The 15,115-nt window shown below is 64.0% G+C and carries 16 protein-coding genes; 8 read left to right on the forward strand and 8 right to left on the reverse strand.

What is annotated here, in order from left to right; genetic code table 11:
• Positions 1-17 precede the first annotated feature (17 nt).
• Positions 18-875: a ParB/RepB/Spo0J family partition protein gene (locus FHS84_RS12940; protein WP_166934909.1), complete on the forward strand. Its 858-nt coding sequence runs from the start codon at positions 18-20 to the stop codon at positions 873-875.
• A gap of 45 nt (positions 876-920) precedes the next feature.
• On the opposite strand, the gene hisA is transcribed toward FHS84_RS12940, so the two are convergent.
• Together hisA and hisH are read right to left on the reverse strand one after the other, a co-directional pair.
• A complete protein-coding gene (hisA, locus tag FHS84_RS12945) occupies positions 921-1,658 on the reverse strand; it encodes a 1-(5-phosphoribosyl)-5-[(5-phosphoribosylamino)methylideneamino]imidazole-4-carboxamide isomerase (RefSeq protein WP_166934911.1) in 738 nt (245 codons plus the stop codon).
• Complete coding sequence (gene hisH, locus FHS84_RS12950; RefSeq protein WP_166934913.1) at positions 1,655-2,305, reverse strand: imidazole glycerol phosphate synthase subunit HisH; 651 nt, start codon at positions 2,303-2,305, stop codon at positions 1,655-1,657. The genes hisA and hisH overlap by 4 nt, the downstream gene beginning before the upstream one ends.
• Positions 2,306-2,532: 227 nt before the next feature.
• Here hisH and FHS84_RS12955 point away from each other — a divergent pair, with 227 nt between their 5' ends.
• On the forward strand, positions 2,533-2,727 hold the full coding sequence (locus FHS84_RS12955) for a type II toxin-antitoxin system RelE/ParE family toxin (protein ID WP_208393856.1): 195 nt from the start codon (positions 2,533-2,535) through the stop codon (positions 2,725-2,727).
• An 8-nt stretch (positions 2,728-2,735) separates the two neighbouring features.
• Complete coding sequence (locus tag FHS84_RS12960) at positions 2,736-3,023, forward strand: HigA family addiction module antitoxin (protein WP_166934917.1); 288 nt, start codon at positions 2,736-2,738, stop codon at positions 3,021-3,023.
• Between the two features lie 136 nt (positions 3,024-3,159).
• Here FHS84_RS12960 and lepA read toward each other — a convergent pair whose 3' ends face one another.
• Positions 3,160-4,962, reverse strand: a complete 1,803-nt coding sequence (gene lepA / locus FHS84_RS12965) for a translation elongation factor 4 (RefSeq protein WP_166934919.1) — start codon at positions 4,960-4,962, stop codon at positions 3,160-3,162.
• Between the two features lie 165 nt (positions 4,963-5,127).
• Here lepA and FHS84_RS21570 point away from each other — a divergent pair, with 165 nt between their 5' ends.
• Positions 5,128-6,270, forward strand: a complete 1,143-nt coding sequence (locus FHS84_RS21570; RefSeq protein ID WP_208393857.1) for a hypothetical protein — start codon at positions 5,128-5,130, stop codon at positions 6,268-6,270.
• A gap of 4 nt (positions 6,271-6,274) precedes the next feature.
• On the forward strand, positions 6,275-7,228 hold the full coding sequence (locus FHS84_RS12975; protein WP_166934921.1) for a hypothetical protein: 954 nt from the start codon (positions 6,275-6,277) through the stop codon (positions 7,226-7,228).
• Here FHS84_RS12975 and FHS84_RS12980 read toward each other — a convergent pair.
• From FHS84_RS12980 to rpmI, 5 genes are all read right to left on the reverse strand, one after another.
• The gene (locus tag FHS84_RS12980; RefSeq protein WP_166934923.1) at positions 7,194-8,381 is read right to left on the reverse strand and encodes an MFS transporter; all 1,188 of its coding nucleotides are present in this window, start codon (positions 8,379-8,381) and stop codon (positions 7,194-7,196) included. The genes FHS84_RS12975 and FHS84_RS12980 overlap by 35 nt on opposite strands.
• A gap of 49 nt (positions 8,382-8,430) precedes the next feature.
• Positions 8,431-10,821, reverse strand: a complete 2,391-nt coding sequence (gene pheT, locus FHS84_RS12985; RefSeq protein WP_166934925.1) for a phenylalanine--tRNA ligase subunit beta — start codon at positions 10,819-10,821, stop codon at positions 8,431-8,433.
• The gene (pheS, locus tag FHS84_RS12990; RefSeq protein WP_166934927.1) at positions 10,818-11,888 is read right to left on the reverse strand and encodes a phenylalanine--tRNA ligase subunit alpha; all 1,071 of its coding nucleotides are present in this window, start codon (positions 11,886-11,888) and stop codon (positions 10,818-10,820) included. Before pheS ends, pheT begins: the two co-directional genes overlap by 4 nt.
• A gap of 176 nt (positions 11,889-12,064) precedes the next feature.
• A complete protein-coding gene (rplT, locus tag FHS84_RS12995) occupies positions 12,065-12,415 on the reverse strand; it encodes a 50S ribosomal protein L20 (protein ID WP_166934936.1) in 351 nt (116 codons plus the stop codon).
• Entirely contained in the window at positions 12,416-12,622 is a 207-nt protein-coding gene (gene rpmI, locus FHS84_RS13000; protein WP_166934938.1) for a 50S ribosomal protein L35, read from the reverse strand.
• A gap of 200 nt (positions 12,623-12,822) precedes the next feature.
• On the opposite strand from rpmI, the gene FHS84_RS13005 reads away from it, so the two are divergent.
• From FHS84_RS13005 to FHS84_RS13015, 3 genes are all read left to right on the forward strand, one after another.
• Positions 12,823-13,212 (forward strand): VanZ family protein, encoded by a 390-nt coding sequence (locus FHS84_RS13005; protein WP_166934940.1) that lies wholly within the window; start codon positions 12,823-12,825, stop codon positions 13,210-13,212.
• 39 nt (positions 13,213-13,251) lie between these two features.
• Complete coding sequence (gene mscL, locus FHS84_RS13010) at positions 13,252-13,668, forward strand: large conductance mechanosensitive channel protein MscL (protein WP_166934942.1); 417 nt, start codon at positions 13,252-13,254, stop codon at positions 13,666-13,668.
• A 92-nt stretch (positions 13,669-13,760) separates the two neighbouring features.
• Positions 13,761-15,101: a hypothetical protein gene (locus FHS84_RS13015; protein WP_166934943.1), complete on the forward strand. Its 1,341-nt coding sequence runs from the start codon at positions 13,761-13,763 to the stop codon at positions 15,099-15,101.
• Positions 15,102-15,115 lie beyond the last annotated feature (14 nt).

Raw genomic sequence — 15,115 nt, forward strand, 5'->3', positions numbered from 1 at the left:
CGATGACGGAGAGTGAGATGGCAGAAGACGTCCGCCCGCGTGGGCTTGGCCGGGGCTTGTCGGCCCTGATCGGGGAAGACGCGCCGCGCTCCGGCAACCGCGCCCCGCGCCAGGTGCCGACCGCCTTCCTGCGCCCCAACAAATTCCAGCCGCGCAAGACCTTCGTCGACGACGACCTCAACGACCTGATCACCTCGGTCAAGGACAAGGGCATTCTGCAGCCGCTGCTGGTCCGCCCGATTGCCGGCGAGCCGAACGCCTACGAGATCGTCGCGGGCGAACGGCGCTGGCGCGCCGCCCAGGCCGCCAAACTGCACGAAGTGCCGGTGATCGTGCGCGAGCTCACGGACGGGCAGGCGCTCGAATTCGCCATCATCGAAAACGTCCAGCGCTCCGACCTCAACGCCATTGAAGAAGGGCTGGCCTATCAGGAGTTGATGGACCGGTTCTCCTACACCCAGGACCAGATGGCCGACGCCGTGGGCAAAAGCCGGCCACATATCGCCAATACCATCCGGCTGCTCAAGCTGCCGGAGTCGGTGCGGGTGCTGGTGCGGGACGGCAAGCTGGCGCCGAGCGCCGCGCGGACCCTGATCGGCGATCCCGATGCCGAAGCGCGGGCGCTCGAAATCGTCGCCGGCGGACTGAATGTGCGTCAGGCCGAACAGCGTTCAAAAGAGAAAAAGCCGGGCAAGAAGGCCGCCGCCAAGCCGGCCGCGGAAGACCCCAACATCAAAGAGCTGGAAGTCAGCCTCGCCAACATCTTGGGGCTCAAAGTTCAGATTGTGGATAAAGGTGAGGCGGGCGAAGTCCGGATTCTCTATAAAACCCTGGAACAGCTCGACGATCTCATCCTGCGGTTGAAGAAGTACTGATAACAGACTTATCCACAACACAATATATAGGAATATGACGAGAACCTATATGTTGTGTTCACTCTCGCAGAGCTTGAGCGCCATCGCCGGATTGATACGGCCGTCGTAAAGCGCGCGGCCGACCACCACCCCCTCGATATTGGGCTCGTTGACGGCAATCAGGTCTTCGATGTCGCCGATGGCCGAGACGCCGCCGGAGGCGATCACCGGAATGGATAGGGAACGCGCCAAAGCTGCCGTTGCGGCAACATTGACGCCGGTGAGCAGGCCGTCGCGATCGACGTCGGTATAGAGAACCGCCGCGACCCCGGCATCCTCGAAACGCTTGCCGAGATCGACCGGCGACAGGTCGGAGGTTTCGGCCCAGCCCTCGGTAGCGATCTTGCCGCCTTTGGCATCGGCGCCGACCACGATCTGCCCCGGAAAGGCGCGAGCCGCTTCCTTGACCAGCGCCGGATTGGTGAGCGCGACGGTCCCCAGGATGACGCGGGTGATCCCGGCCTCGAGCCAGGCGGCGATCCCCTTCATGTCGCGAATGCCGCCGCCGAGTTCGATCGGCAGATCGATGGCGGAGCGGATCGCGGCCACCGCCTCGGCATTGACCGAGCGGCCTTCGAAGGCGCCGTTGAGATCGACGCAGTGCAGCCATTGGAAGCCGGCGTCGGCAAAGCTTTTCGCCTGGGCGGCGGGATCGTCGTTGAACACCGTGGCGGTATTCATCAAGCCGCGCTGCAAGCGCACGCAGCGGCCGTCTTTGAGATCGATGGCGGGAAACAGGATCACGGCGTCCAGTCCAGGAAATTGCCAAGGAATGTCAGGCCCAAAGCCTGGCTTTTCTCGGGATGAAACTGGGTGCCGACGATATTGTCGCGGCCGATCACCGCCGCCACGACGCCGCCGTACTCGGTGGTGGCGAGAAGATGGGCCTTGTCGGCCGGCTTGTAGCAATAGGAATGGACGAAATAAGCGTGCGCGCCACCTTCGAGATCGGCAAACAGCGGATGCTTTTTGACGAAGCGCAGCTCGTTCCAGCCCATATGCGGGATTTTGAGCGCCGGATCGGCGGGGGTGAGGCGCACGACTTCGCCGGGAACCCAGCTTAACCCTTTGTGATCGCCGAACTCGCGGCCGACCGAGGCGAGGAGCTGCATGCCGACGCAGATGCCCAGAAACGGCGTCCGCTTGACCAGCACCGCCTCGCGCAAGGCTTCGACCATGCCGGGAAGCCGGGTGAGCCCGCCCATGCAGTCGGCAAACGCTCCGACGCCGGGCAGCACGATGCGTCCCGCTTCGGCCGCCACCGCCGGATCGGAGGTCACCACCACCTGCCGGTCGAGCCCGCGTTCCTGCGCCGCCCGCGCCAGCGCTTTTTCCGCCGACCTGAGGTTTCCGGAGCCGTAATCGATGAGGGCAACAAGCGACATGGACATTCCCTTTACGGGCGTTCCTTAGCCCAATCCGCCGCCGGGACCAACTGCGCGGTTTGGCCGAGGGAGGGGCAAGCACCATCCAAAACCGTGTAGAATTACGCTTGACGTAACGCGTAACGAATGACACACTCCCGGCCATGATCCTGGGCTATGGGGACGCCCGGACCGAGAGGTTCGCGCGAGGGGAACGGGTCAAGGCGTTCGAGCCATTCCGGCGCAGAGCCGAAATGGTGCTGGACCGGCTCGATATGGCGACATGTCTTGCCGATATCGCCGCGTTCCCCGGCCATCATCTGGAGAAGCTGGGTGGGGATCGCAAAGGCCAATGGAGTGTCAGGATCAACGACCAGTGGCGCATCTGTTTCCTCTGGGACGGCGGCGCTCCTGGTCCAAGCGGCGTTGAGATCGTCGATTACCATTGAGGTGTGATATGGCGCGTACCCCGATCCATCCCGGCGAACATCTGGCGGAAGCCCTGGCCGAAACTGGACTCTCGGCAGCGGAGTTCGCCCGCCAGATCAACGTCCCGACCAACCGCGTCACTGGCATCCTGAACGGCCAGCGCGCCATTTCCGCCGACACCGCCTTACGCCTCGGCCATTGGTTCGGCATGAGCGCCGAGTTCTGGCTCAATTTGCAGAAACTGTATGAACTGCGGCTGGCGGAGCAGGAGAAGGGCGAAGAGATCAGGAAACTGCCGAAGAGACGGGCGGCATGATAACCAGGCCTACGCGTCTCGACGCCGATGACTATCCGAAATCCATTTGAATCGGCGCATCCGTCTCCGCTCGTGCGAGCAAAATGGAAGGACAAATGGGACGCCATTCCGGCCGAATGGGCCATGACCGGCGTCCCTAATCCTGATCCATCTTCAGCGCGGCGATGAAGGCTTCCTGCGGGATGTCGACCTTGCCGAACTGGCGCATCTTCTTCTTGCCCTCTTTCTGCTTGTCGAGAAGCTTGCGCTTGCGGGTGATGTCGCCGCCGTAGCACTTAGCCGTCACGTCCTTGCGCAGGGCCGAGATGGTTTCGCGGGCAATGACCTTGCCGCCGATCGCCGCCTGGATCGGAATCTTGAACAGGTGGCGCGGGATCAGGTCCTTGAGCTTTTCGCACATGCCGCGGCCGCGCGATTCCGCCCGCTGGCGGTTGACGATCATCGACAAGGCATCGACCGGTTCTTCGTTGACCAGGATGCTCATCTTGACGAGATCGCCCTCGTGATAGCCTTCGAGGTGATAATCGAAGCTGGCGTAACCGCGGCTGACCGACTTGAGGCGGTCGTAGAAATCGAACACCACTTCGTTGAGCGGCAGCCGATAGATCACCATGGCGCGGTTACCGGCATAGGTGAGCTCGATCTGCTCGCCGCGGCGGTCCTGGCACAATTTCAGCACGGCGCCGAGATAATCGTCCGGCACCATCACGGTGGCGCGGATCCACGGCTCCTCGATTTTCTCGATCTTGGTCACTTCCGGCATGTCGGCCGGATTGTGCAGCTCGATCACTTCGCCGTCGGTCATGTGGATGCGATAGATCACGCTCGGCGCGGTGGCGATCAGTTCGAGATTGAATTCGCGTTCCAGCCGTTCCTCGATGATTTCGAGGTGCAACAGACCGAGGAAGCCGCAGCGGAAACCGAAACCGAGCGCGGCGCTGGTCTCCATTTCATAGGTGAAGCTGGCGTCGTTGAGATGCAGCCTCGACAGCGCGCTGCGCAAATCCTCGAACTGGGCCGCGTCGACCGGGAACAGGCCGCAGAACACCACTTGCTGCGCCGGCTTGAAGCCCGGCAGCGCCTCGTCGGCGGGCTTCTTGTCGTCGGTGATGGTGTCGCCGATATGGGTGTCGGCCACTTCCTTGATCTGGGCGGTGATGAAGCCGACTTCGCCCGGTCCGAGGTTGTCGGTCAAAACCTGCTTGGGCGTGAAATAGCCGACGCGCTCGACCTGATAGGCGGCGCCGGACGCCATCATGCGGATCTTCTGGCCTTTGTTCAGTTCGCCGTCGATCACGCGCACCAGAACCACCACGCCGAGATAGGCGTCGTACCAGGAATCGATCAGCAGGGCCTTGAGCGGCGCGCCGATCTTGCCTTTGGGCGCCGGCAGGCGGGTGACGACACCTTCCAGCACCGCCTCGATGTTGAGGCCGGTCTTGGCCGAGATCGCAATGGCGTCGGAAGCGTCGATGCCGATCACGTCTTCGATCTGCTGCTTGACCCGGTCGGGCTCGGCGGCGGGCAGGTCGACTTTGTTGAGCACCGGCACGATCTCGAGATTCATGTCGATGGCCTGATAGACGTTGGCCAGGGTCTGGGCCTCGACGCCTTGGGAGGCGTCCACGACCAGAAGAGCGCCTTCGCAGGCCGCCAGGCACCGGCTGACTTCATAGGCGAAGTCGACATGGCCGGGCGTGTCCATCAGGTTGAGGGTGTAGGTCTCGCCGTTCTTGGCCTTGTATTCGAGGCGGACGGTCTGGGCCTTGATGGTGATGCCGCGCTCGCGCTCGATCTCCATGTTGTCGAGCACCTGGTCCTTCATTTCACGGGTGGTGAGCCCGCCGGTGAACTGGATCAGGCGGTCGGCCAGGGTCGACTTGCCGTGATCGATATGGGCCACGATGGAGAAATTGCGGATGTGTGCGAGGTCGGTCATCGAAACTCTTTAATTGGGGCCCGTGCGGAGGCCGAGATCGGCTTGCTACGCTGCTCGAGGCGAGGGCTAAATACCTGCGACTTACCACCCTGTCGAGGCCGCGCAAAAAAGGCTAAGTTCCGCCGAAAAGGCGGGCCGGTTGCCGGGCCGTGCGGGAGGGGAGCCATGAAAATCACCACCATCGGGCTTTTGGCCGCGGGACTGATCGGTCCGGTGGCGGCTTTCGGCGGTGTTCTCGGCGATCTGGTCGGCGGAAACTCCGTCGCAGGCGAGTATGCCGGAACCTGGACCGCCCCACCCGGCAGCGACATCGACCATATCGTGGTGACGACCGGCTCGGGACCGGTGCGCATCCAGGTGTTCGGCCGGTGCGAAACCCGCGTCTGCAACTGGGGCGCGTTACCGGCCCGCGTGCGGACGGACGGACCCAATTCGGAGGTGGTGCGGTCGCTGGGAGCCGATTTCAACCTCGGCTTTGCCCTGCGACATATCACCCTTCACCGTCAGGCCGGCAATGCACTGCGCTTTGATCTGGTGACCGAGTTCACCGACGGATCCGAGCGCCACGATTACGAAACCGCCGGCCAGCTCGTTCCGGCCGGGACCGTGGTCGCAGCCGCCCCCGCAGCCGCAGCGCCCACAGTGGCACCCGCTGCAGCGCCCAACGCAGCGCCAGCACCGGCTGCAGCCGCCCCGGCGCCGCAAGCCGCTCCAGCAGCCGCCCCGAAAGCGGGCTCGGGGATTACCGCCCTGAACCCGCTGAACTGGTTCTCCAAACCGGAGACTCCGGCCTCGGTCCAGCCGGGTCCGGAAGACAGTTCCACGCCGGCGGCCGTCGGGGTCGCTGCGCCGGTCGACGACTGTTTCGCTGTCGACACCAGCCACGCCTACGTCGTCAACGCCAACGGCAACTGGAATGTGCGCGACTTCCTGCACGTGGTGCAGGGCTTCGGGCCGTACCGCGTGGCCGCCGAAAAAGGCCTCAGGACGATCGGCTACTACCACTTCGACGAGGTCTGCCACATCGGCCGCGGCGCCACCAACATGACCTTCTTCCGCGCCGCCGGCGAAGTCCCGCATCAGGCGATGCCGGGCGATAGCTGCGTCGACACCCATCCCGACAAGGTGACGGCGGCCAAGCGCGACGACGACTGGAAGGTGGTCGACGGCGATCGCGAGATTTTCAACTACGGCTCGGATCAGGCCGGCGCCGCCCAGGCCGCAGCGGTGATTAAGGCACTCGCTTTGTCACGCCAGTGCTATTACGACCGCGCCAATCTCACCGCTTCCTATTGGCTGTCGCGCTGACGTCATGGTTCGCATTGCGGTTCTCGGCCTGATGCTGTTTGCGGGCGCGGCGCATGCCGAAGCCACCGACTTCATCGGCAATTGGAAGACTCCCGATCCCAAGCCGGGCGGGATCACCCGCGTCGCCATCAATCCCAACGGCGGCGACCGGGTCGACGTGCGCGCCTATGGCGACTGCCATCCGAACGAATGCGACTGGGGCCTGGTGCAAGGCGACGTCTATTATGCCGATCCCAAGTCGGATCATGTGACGGTGATCGTCGCCACCTTCCATTTCGGCTTCGCCCATCACCAGATCACGTTCCGCAAAGGCAAAAACGGGCAGCTCCAGTTCGAGAAGCTGACCAAGCTCGACGACAATTCCGACCGCCACGCCTTCGTGCAGTCCGGCATCCTCAAGCCCACCACCTGGGTCGGGCCGATCAGCCAGACCTGGCAATCCGAGCCGGGCCTGACGACCGGCTGGGGCGGCGGCGCGCGCTCGGGCGCGGCGGGCACGCCGCACGAGGAATGCACCGTCTACGATGTGCGCGATGTGCGGGCGGTGAACGAGCGCGGATCGTGGTCGGTTAAAGCGGGCGGCAAAGTGTTGATCGCCACCGGCAAGGACGACAAGGCGGCGATGCTCGCCGAAGCGGCGTTCCGCTATTACCGGTTCGATCGTCTCTGCCGGTCGGGCGGCCAATGGAAACCCTATTGGCGCAGCGCCAAAGGTTTCGGCAGCGACCGCATGGGCGGGATCTATTGTTTGTCGTTCCATCCCACCACGGCGCATCTAGTGCGGTCGAAAAACAGCTGGAATATCGCCGACGGCGCCACCTCGCTGGTCGAGCTCGGCCCTTACAAGCCGCAAGCCGAAGCCATGCTGGGCATGATCCGCGCCAAGAAGCTGACCGGCGAATGCTTCATCGGTTCGCCCGACATCATGACGTTCTGGATCGCGGAGCCGACGCGTTGATGGCGCGCGCCAGCGGGAAAGCGGCGGCAAGCTGCGCAATCACTGCCACGGCGACAAGGGCCGGCAGCGAAATGTCGTAAAGCGCCCCCAGCAGGGCGCTGCCGGCAAACCATGCAGTGCCGAAGATCGCGGTGAAGAGGCCGAAGGCGCGGGCCCGCGCATGCAGCGGCACCAGGGTGGCGACACCGGCATTCATCACCGACTCGTGGACGCCGAGCGCGGTGCCCCAAGCCAGCGTGCCGACGAGTGCGCCCCACCAGCCGCCGAAAAACGCCAGCGGCGCCACGGCGACGCCGATCAGGATGCCGCCATAGACGACCCGCAATCCGGCGCGGTCGAACCAGCGTCCGAACAGAAGCGAGGCGGCGCCGTCGGCCAGCATGGCGGCGGCATAGAAAACGGCGATGGCTTCGCCGCCGAGCGTGCCGGCTTTGCCGAAATGATAGGAGATCAGCGTGAAATCGGCGAAGCCGAACGCGATCAGCGCACTGGCGGCGGCGTAAAACCAGAAGGCGCGCGGCAAAGCCTGGTCCGGTGCCGCATCGTGCGGCCGCGCGATCTTGCCGAGCGCGCCGTACTTCAAACGCATCGCGACCACCAGCGCGACGGTGGTCAGCGACGGAATGGCGAGCCAGACGAACGCGGCGCGGTAATCGCCATGCCGCGCCAAGACGAGCGCCGCGATCAACGGCCCGGCGCACGCGCCGATCTGATCGAGCGCCTCATGCAGACCGAAAGCCCAGCCATGTCCGATGGTCTCGCCGGCGCGCGACAGCATGGCATCGCGGGCCGGATTGCGGATCGCCTTGCCGGCGCGCTCGATGATGATGAGGCCTGCGGCCACCCACCAATTGCCCGCCAGCGCCATCATCGGCACCGCCGCCATCTGGATGATGTAACCGGTGAGCGTGATCGGCCAATAGGCGCGGGTTGAATCGGCGAAGCGGCCGGAGAACAGCCGCAGGAGATAGCCCGCGAGTTCACCGGAACCGGCAATCAACCCGACTGCAAGGCCGCTGGCGCCCAAACTCGCCAGGAACGGCCCGGCGATGCCGCGCATGCCTTCGTACGACATGTCGGCGAACAGGCTGACGATGCCGAAGGCGAGAACGAAGGACAGGGCTTGGCGATTGGTATAGGGCGAAACAGTCATGGCGCACAGGATTAGAGTATTTCCTGTGCGCCACTATGACAGGTTTCGATCAGGCCCGCAGCGTTCCGCCGGTGGCTTTGGCGACCGCCGCCACGATCTTCTGGCCGACGGTTTCGATTTCGGCGTCGGTCAAGGTCTTGTCCTTGGGCTGCAGCCGCACCGTGATGGCGAGCGACTTCTTGCCCTCGGGAACGCCTTTGCCTTCGTAGAGATCGAACACCGCGACCGATTCAACGAGATTGCGTTCGGCGGTCTTGGCCGCCTTCACCACGTCGTCGGCCGAAATGGAAGCATTCACGACAAACGCGAAGTCGCGTTCCACCGCCTGATAGGGTGACGGCGCATAGTTCGCCTTCTTGGCCTTCGATTCCGGTACGGCATCGAGGATCAGCTCGAACGCCGCGACCGGGCCGGTGAGGTCGAACGCGGCGACGACGGAAGGATGCAGTTCGCCGAACACCGCCAGCACTTTCGGACCGAGCGCCAGGGTGCCGGAGCGGCCCGGATGATACCAAGCCGGTGCCGTCGCCTTGATCGGTGCGGACATGGCGGATCCCATCGCCGCTTCGAGCGCCGCCAGCACATCGGCTTTGACGTCGAAGGCATCGGCGGGATGACTCGCTTTGGTCCAGGTGCGGATGCCCGAACCGACGCGAATGCCGGCCGCCACGGTCTGCTGGCCGCCCGGCATGCCGCTCTGGAACGCCGCGCCGATCTCGAACAACTGCAGATCGTTGAAGCCGCGCGCCTGATTGCGCATCGCCGCGGCAAGCAGCGACGGCAACGGCGAAGGCCGCAACGCATCCATCTCGGCTGCGATCGGATTGGCGATCTGGCGGGCGTCGTCGCCGCCGCCGAACAAAGCGGCATGGGCGCGCGGAATGAACGAGTAGGTCACCGTCTCGTTGAAGCCGCGCGAGGCCAGCGCCCGGCGGATCAGCCGGCGGCGCTTTTGCGACGGCGTCAGCACCGAACGCGCAATGGCGGTGGGACGGCTCATCGGTACCGACGGCACATGCTCGAGGCCGTAGATGCGCACCACTTCTTCGACCAGATCGGCGGCACCGTCGATGTCGCTGCGCCAGGACGGCGGCGCAACCAGCCAGCCGCTGCCGCAGTCCTTCAGCGCGAACCCGAGATGGCCGAGGATTTCGACGATGCGGTCCTTTTCGATCTTCAAGCCACCGATGCGTTCGACGATATCGGCCGCGAACGGAATTTCACGCTTCCATTCCGGCACCGCACCGGCCACGACGATGTCGGACGGCTCGCCGCCGCACCATTCCAGGATCAGCTTGGTCGCCAGTTCGAGACCGGGCACGACGAATTCGGGATCGACGCCGCGTTCGAAGCGGTAGCGGGCATCGGAATTGAGCTGCAGCTTGCGGCCGGTGGCGGCAACGCTGATCGGCTGGAACCAGGCCGATTCCACGAACACATTGACCGTGGTTTCGCTCGAACCGGTATCCTCGCCGCCCATCACGCCGGCAATCGACTGCGCCGCCGCCTCGTCGGCAATGACGCACATCTCGCCGTCGAGCTCATAGGTTTTGCCGTCGAGAGCGAGCAGCCTTTCGCCGGACTTGGCGAGGCGCGCCTGGACGTTGCCTTGCAGCTTGTCGGCATCGAAGACATGCAGTGGCCGGCCGCGATCGTGGCTGACGAGATTGGTGACGTCGACGAGGGCATTGATCGGACGAAGACCGATGGCCTTCAACCGTTCCTGTACCCAGAGGGGCGAAGGACCGTTTTTCACGCCGCGAATGACCCGGCCGGCGAACAGCGGGCAAGCGGGCTTCTGACCGGCGGGGAAATTCAGCGCGATGGATTTGGGCGACGGGAAGGTGCCCTTCACCGACTCCACCTTCGGCGTCTTCAGTTTGCCGAGACCGGCGGCGGCGAGATCGCGCGCCACGCCCCAAACGCTGGTGCAATCGCCGCGGTTGGGAGTGATGGAAATGTCGATCACCGGATCGGTGAGGCCGAGGGCGGTTGCCACCGGCTGACCCACCACCGCGTCCTCGGGCAATTCGATGATGCCGTCGTGATCGTCGGAGATCAGAAGCTCGCGGCCGGAACACATCATGCCGCGGGATTCGACGCCGCGGATGGTGCCGATCTTCAGCGCTTCGCCGGAAACCGGAATGACGGTGCCGGGCTGGGCGAACACGACCTTGATGCCGGCCCGCGCATTGGGCGCGCCGCAAACGACCTGGACCGGTTCCTTGCCGCCGGCATCGACCGAGCACAGGTGCAAGCGGTCGGCGTTGGGATGCTTGTCGGCGGTGACGACGCGCGCGACGACGAAGTCCTTCAGCCGCGCACCGGCGTCCTCGACGCTTTCGACTTCGAGGCCGATGGCCGTCAGCTTGTCGGCGATGGTTTGCGCGTCGGCGTCGGTTTCAAGATGATCTTTGAGCCAGGAAAGCGGGAATTTCATCGGGAAAGCCCTCCATCGAGGGTCGGTATGTCGAGCGCGGCGAAGCCGTAGGCCTTGAGCCAGCGCAAATCGGATTCGAAGAACGAGCGGATGTCGGGAATGCCGTATTTCAGCATGGCGAGACGGTCGATGCCGCCGCCGAAGGCGTAGCCTTGGTACTTGCTGCTATCGATGCCGCAATTCTCGAGCACGCGCGGATTGACCATGCCGGAGCCGGCCACTTCCAGCCAGTCGTTGCCGGTGCCGAACTTGATCTGGCCGCCGGAACGGTCGCAGCGGATATCCCATTCGAGCGACGGCTCGGTGAAGGGGAAATAGCTGGGGCGGGCGCGCAACTCGACTTTGTCGACCTCGAAGAACGCCTTGTAAAATTCCTCCAGCACCCATTTGAGATGACCGAGATGGGTGACCTCGTCGATCACCAGACCTTCGTACTGGTGGAACATCGGCGAGTGGGTGGCATCGCTGTCGACGCGATAGGTGCGGCCGGGCGAAATGATGCGGATCGGCGGCTTCTGGTTCAGCATCGTGCGCACTTGCACCGGCGAGGTGTGGGTGCGCAGGACGTGCTGGGAACCATCGGCCTGCTTGGCGACATAAAAGGTGTCGTGCATCTGCCGCGCCGGGTGATCGGGCGGGATGTTGAGCTTGGTGAAGTTGTAGTCGTCGTATTCGACGTCGGGGCCTTCGGCGACGGCAAACCCGAGATCGGCGAAGATCGCCACCACTTCGTCGAACACCTGGCTGACCGGATGCACGCTGCCGGCGGGCTCGGGGCGCACCGGCAAGGTGATGTCGACGCGTTCGGAGGCGAGCCGTGCGTTCAACGCGGCGGCTTCGAGTTCGCTTTTCTTGGCGACGATGGCTTTCTGCACGCGGTCGCGCAAGCCGTTGAACGCCGGACCGTTGACCTTCTTCTCTTCCGGGCTCATGGCGCCGAGCGATTTCAGAAGATCGGAAATGGTGCCCTTTTTGCCGAGGGCGGCAACGCGCACCGCTTCGAGCGCCGCTTCGTCAGCGGCGGCGGCGATGCCCGCCAGAATTTCTTTTTCGAGGATATCGGTCATGCTTGATCCCTTCGAATCCGTTTGACCACGCTGCCCGGCCAAAGCCAAGGAGCTTTTCGGCCAAACAAAAACCCGGCAAAGCGACATGGCTCTGCCGGGTTCTTGGTTCTAGATTTTTGGTCGCGCGACCGGACGGAAAACCGTTTCACACTTTTCCGGGTCGACGCTCCAAGAAATTAGGCGGCCTTCGCCTGGTCCACCAGAGCCTTGAACGCGGCGGGCTCACTGACGGCGAGTTCGGCGAGAACCTTGCGGTCCACGGTGATCTCAGCCTTGGCGAGCAAGGCGATAAACTGCGAATAGGTCAGGCCATGCTCGCGGACCGCAGCGTTGATGCGCTGGATCCAGAGGGCGCGGAAATTCCGCTTCCTGAGCTTGCGGCCGATATAGTTGTGCTGCAGCGAACGATCCACCGACTCGTTGGCAACGGTGATGGTGTTCTTGCGGCGGCCATAGAAACCTTTGGCGGCCTTTAAAACGCGCTTGCGGCGCAGACGGCTGGGTACGGCGCGAGGTGCACGAGACATTTAGATACCTCCTCCGTACGGCATCCAACGCTTCACGCGCTGGGTTTCCGAGCTCGACAGAACCGACGTTCCGCGCAGGGTACGGGTGCGTTCCGGCGTGTTGGAGATCAAACGGTGGCGCTTACCTGCCTGACCGGTCTTGACCTTGCCTTTGGCCGTGAGTTTGAAGCGCTTCTTAGCGCCCGACTTGGTCTTCATTTTGGGCATTTCGGTCTCCTTGGGACTTTCATCCCGGTTGCCTTTATGAGCCGCCACGGCATGCCCTTTTCGCCGGGCCGCTCTAAAGAGGGGGCGTCTTATACGAATCAGACCGCCAAAAGCAAGGCGGGGCCCCGCTTTCCAAGGTTTAACCCCAAATTGCCGCGGTGCATGGCAGAAGAGAGCGGCAACGGGGGAACCGGCACGCAATGCGAGATTTTCTGGTCAAGTGGCTGCCCCGGCTGGCCGTGCTCGTGTTCCTGCCGGCCATGGCGGTGGTGAGCTGGGGCGAACTGTCGACAACGGCCGCGGCCGCGGAAGCCAATTTCTGGGATAAGGGATTGCATTTCATCGCTTATTTCGGTCTGGCCGGAATCCTTTGCGTGGCTTTGAAAGGCGACCGGCGGGCGCTGACCGCGACCCTTCTGGTGGCCTTGTTCGGGGGCGTTCTGGAGATCCTGCAAGGCTTTGTCGGCCGCGACCCCGATATTTTCGACGAGATCGCCAATATCCTCGGGGCCGCCACCGGCGCCGGGACCGGCTGGTTCGCGCTCTGGTTGGTCCGTCCGAAAACGCTTGCCGCGCGAATGGGGAACTAGCACCTTGTCCGATGTGCAAATTCGACTTGGGATAATGCGATGTTCAAGGAATTCCGCCAGTTCGCCCTCCGCGGCAATGTGATCGATCTGGCCATCGGCGTGATCGTCGGCGCGGCGTTCACCTCGATCGTCAATTCGCTGGTCAAGGACATCATCACCCCGCCGCTCGGCCTGCTGACCGGCGGTCTCGATTTCACCAACATTTTCATCGTCTTAAAGGGCGAGCACTATGCCACTTTGGCGGATTCCGCCAAGGCCGGGGCGGTGACCCTCAATATCGGCGTGTTTCTCAACGCCCTGATCAGTTTCCTGATCGTCGCCTTCGTGCTGTTTCTGATTGTGCGCTCGGTCAACCGCCTGTTCGCCAAGCAGGAAGCTCCCGCCGCCCCGCCCGCCCCGCCGGAAGACGTGGCGCTGCTGCGCGAAATCCGCGATCTCCTGAAGCAGAAGAATTGAGCGGCGCCGTTTACCCCAAAACGAGGGGCTCGCTTGATTCCCCGGTCCACCCCGCGTAGGCAACGGAGTTCCTTTTGCGGCGGGACCGCTTCGTGACGCCCTCTTCCTTGCGTATCGATGCCGGGCTTTGGGGCCTCTTGGCCGCCGCGCTCGCCTTCGCGGCCGTTTTGATGATGCCGGCGGTTTTGACCGGCGGCGATCTCTACTGGCACATCGCGGCCGGGCGCTGGATGATCGACAACCAAGCGATCCTGCGCATCAACCTGTTCTCCTATACCGCGGCCGGCGATCCCTGGGCCAACCAGGACTGGCTTTCGGAACTGCTGCTGGCCGGGGCCTATGTCGGCGCCGGCTGGAGCGGAATCCTGGCCCTCACCGCGACGGTGGCGGCGCTGGCGGCCGGGTTCACCGGATTTTTCCTGGCGCGCGGCCGGCGGGCGGCAATCGCCGGACTGTGGCTCGCCCTCGCGCTCGTCACCGGCGCCGGAGCGGTGCGCGCGCTGCCGTTCTTTCTGGCGCTGCCATGCCTCATCGTGTGGACCGGTGTTCTGGTCCGCGCCGGCGAAAAAGGACCGCCGCTGCATCTTCTCCCGGTGATGCTGATCTGGGCCAATCTGTCGAGCAGCTTCATCCTCGGACTTCTCATTACCGGCGTCCTGGCGCTCGAAGCGATCGCGTTCGCGACCAAGGACCGGCTCACGGTGGCACGGGGCTGGGCGGTGTTTGCCGGATGCGCACTGCTCATCAGTCTCGTCACGCCGACCGGCGTGTTCGGCGTCGCACATGCGCTCAAGGCGTTGCGGCCGTCCGGGCCGGTCGAAGCCGTGCTGCCGCTGCTCGTCGCGCTGCCCGCCGCCGCCATGCTGCTGCCGCAGCGCCGGATGATTGTGCGCGTGATCTTTCTCGCCGGCCTTTTGGCATTGGCATTGACGAACGGGCCCGCCCGTCTTGCGTTGGCGGTAACGGCGCCGCTCCTCGCGGCAGGATCGTTTGAGGACGAACCGTTCAAACTGGCGTGGCGGCCGCTGGTGGCGCTGATTTTGGTGATCGTCGCCGCCGCGGCTTTTCGCATTGGTGTGCCGCTGACCCGCGGCGACGATGCCTTCTCGCCGCAAACCGCACTGGCCCAGGTGCCGGCTTCGCTCAAGCGTCAGCCGGTGCTCAACGAACGCAGCTTCGGCGGGTATCTCATTTTCCGCGAGGTCAAGCCGTTCATCGACAGCCGTTCGATCTACAGCGCAGTGTTCCGGCGGCGCTACCAACAAACCGCCGACGCCGGCTTGCTGGCGAAGACGCTGACGCGCTACCACATCCGCTGGACGATCCTCATGCCCGCCAATCCCGCCGTCAAAACGATGGACGCGATGGCCGGCTGGCATCGTCTTTATACGGATCAATGGGCGGTCGTGCATGTCCAGAACGACGCGCGCTGAGAAAGACGACACGC

The sequence above is a fragment of the Rhizomicrobium electricum genome (genome assembly GCF_011762045.1).
GTDB lineage: Bacteria > Pseudomonadota > Alphaproteobacteria > Micropepsales > Micropepsaceae > Rhizomicrobium > Rhizomicrobium electricum.

Bases quoted from the DNA above. Each gene is read 5' to 3' on its own strand.
- rpmI (WP_166934938.1), bottom strand. From the start codon at position 12,622: ATGCCCAAAATGAAGACCAAGTCGGGCGCTAAGAAGCGCTTCAAACTC.
- pheT (WP_166934925.1), bottom strand. From the start codon at position 10,821: ATGAAATTCCCGCTTTCCTGGCTCAAAGATCATCTTGAAACCGACGCC.
- rplT (WP_166934936.1), bottom strand. From the start codon at position 12,415: ATGTCTCGTGCACCTCGCGCCGTACCCAGCCGTCTGCGCCGCAAGCGC.
- FHS84_RS12960 (WP_166934917.1), top strand. From the start codon at position 2,736: ATGGCGCGTACCCCGATCCATCCCGGCGAACATCTGGCGGAAGCCCTG.
- pheS (WP_166934927.1), bottom strand. From the start codon at position 11,888: ATGACCGATATCCTCGAAAAAGAAATTCTGGCGGGCATCGCCGCCGCC.
- lepA (WP_166934919.1), bottom strand. From the start codon at position 4,962: ATGACCGACCTCGCACACATCCGCAATTTCTCCATCGTGGCCCATATC.
- hisH (WP_166934913.1), bottom strand. From the start codon at position 2,305: ATGTCCATGTCGCTTGTTGCCCTCATCGATTACGGCTCCGGAAACCTC.
- FHS84_RS12940 (WP_166934909.1), top strand. From the start codon at position 18: ATGGCAGAAGACGTCCGCCCGCGTGGGCTTGGCCGGGGCTTGTCGGCC.
- FHS84_RS12955 (WP_208393856.1), top strand. From the start codon at position 2,533: ATGGTGCTGGACCGGCTCGATATGGCGACATGTCTTGCCGATATCGCC.
- FHS84_RS12980 (WP_166934923.1), bottom strand. From the start codon at position 8,381: ATGACTGTTTCGCCCTATACCAATCGCCAAGCCCTGTCCTTCGTTCTC.
- FHS84_RS12975 (WP_166934921.1), top strand. From the start codon at position 6,275: ATGGTTCGCATTGCGGTTCTCGGCCTGATGCTGTTTGCGGGCGCGGCG.
- mscL (WP_166934942.1), top strand. From the start codon at position 13,252: ATGTTCAAGGAATTCCGCCAGTTCGCCCTCCGCGGCAATGTGATCGAT.
- FHS84_RS21570 (WP_208393857.1), top strand. From the start codon at position 5,128: ATGAAAATCACCACCATCGGGCTTTTGGCCGCGGGACTGATCGGTCCG.
- FHS84_RS13005 (WP_166934940.1), top strand. From the start codon at position 12,823: ATGCGAGATTTTCTGGTCAAGTGGCTGCCCCGGCTGGCCGTGCTCGTG.